We start from the raw sequence: 1,162 nt of genomic DNA, 5'->3' as shown, positions 1-1,162 counted from the left end.
CGGCGTAGACCCAGTACTGGCCGAATATCTTCTCTTTCTCCATCTCAAAGACCTCTGGATCGGTGAAGTACCGGGCTGGGAGGGCGTTCGATTTGTTCGTGATATCCGAGCTAACCGCCTTCGTTTGGGAGTCGTCCCACTGTGTCATACGTGTCGACAGTTGGCATGCCCGATAAAAAGAATTAGCCAGTGATATAGAGTACCATTATAAGTTGTGCTGATGTTCGTGGACAATCCTCACCTACGAATGACACAGCAACTTGAGCTGTTGTGTCCGGGTCGGTCCTCATGCGAGACGTGCCTGGTTCCGCTGCTCAGTTGAGAATAAGATATGCGTGATTACGACTCCGGCCTGGATTATCGAACCGATAGTTGATAATTGTGTGCGGAAAAGAAGTATCAGGGGTTCTACTGGTGGCGTTTAGGCGCGTCCAGCAATTAAACACAGTGCTCGAAAATGAGTAGGAGATTAAAACGCACTCAGATGATCGTCCTGTGGTTCGTATAGACCACCTCCCATTCGGATTTCGTAAATCTCATCGAGGGTCTCTGCCATCGGCTTTCCGAGATCTTTCATTACTGCAGCAATGACCCCAATGGGAACACCGTTTTGGTATTCTTTTTCGAGTTGTCGAGTGACGTCTTTGAGGCTGTCTTCAGTAATCTCAACGTCTATATTAGGGTCCATACGTTCGAACTCCACATTGTGACCCGTTACCCGGTAGTGACGTCGATAGAATTCGACACATTCGTTCGCGACGCCGGTTTCTACCGAAGCATCACATTCTGGACAGACAGCGACGTATGGAATCTGATCTTGTGTACTCATTATTTGTAGTAGTTGCTGAATTGAGGGTTTACCGTCCGTACTCACACTCTCTGGGAACAGTGCGCCGGTCAGTCATCGAATTACGAGTTGTAAGCTTCCTGTGCTAGCTGGTGTAACTTGTGGACAGTGTGCTCATTGGGACCGAGTTGTGCCTGTGAGAGCGCGCCAGTCTTGAGTCCGTTCCACTGTCGTTCGACTAGTTCAAAGTCCTCTTCTTGCAGTTGTCGGCTTGTTCGGATGAACTCCCGTTCTTCCTCTGAGAGGTCCGAGTCCTTGAAGTAGTAGTCCGCAATGAGTTGGAACCGATTGGTATCGATTGGATCAATGATGTAG

At 49.0% G+C, this 1,162-nt stretch carries 2 protein-coding genes and 2 pseudogenes; all 4 read right to left on the bottom strand.

Annotation, left to right across the window (positions count from 1 at the left end):
- A pseudogene (locus tag E4S61_RS26950) lies at nucleotides 1-148 on the bottom strand (aromatic ring-hydroxylating oxygenase subunit alpha); the annotation flags it as partial.
- Between the two features lie 321 nt (nucleotides 149-469).
- Complete coding sequence (locus E4S61_RS26045; RefSeq protein ID WP_209309614.1) at nucleotides 470-688, bottom strand: hypothetical protein; 219 nt, start codon at nucleotides 686-688, stop codon at nucleotides 470-472.
- Nucleotides 689-700: 12 nt separating this feature from the next.
- Nucleotides 701-829: pseudogene (locus E4S61_RS27075) on the bottom strand (hypothetical protein); the annotation flags it as partial.
- A gap of 80 nt (nucleotides 830-909) precedes the next feature.
- Nucleotides 910-1,162: SRPBCC family protein (locus tag E4S61_RS25040; RefSeq protein WP_280663829.1), on the bottom strand; the 253-nt coding region annotated here is incomplete at its 5' end.

Source organism: Haloarcula amylovorans (genome assembly GCF_004681185.1).
Lineage (GTDB): Archaea > Halobacteriota > Halobacteria > Halobacteriales > Haloarculaceae > Haloarcula > Haloarcula amylovorans.
This window is presented reverse-complemented; position numbering and strand designations above follow the sequence as displayed.

Coding starts and splice junctions, on each gene's coding strand:
- E4S61_RS26045 (WP_209309614.1), bottom strand. CDS start 688: ATGGACCCTAATATAGACGTTGAGATTACTGAAGACAGCCTCAAAGAC.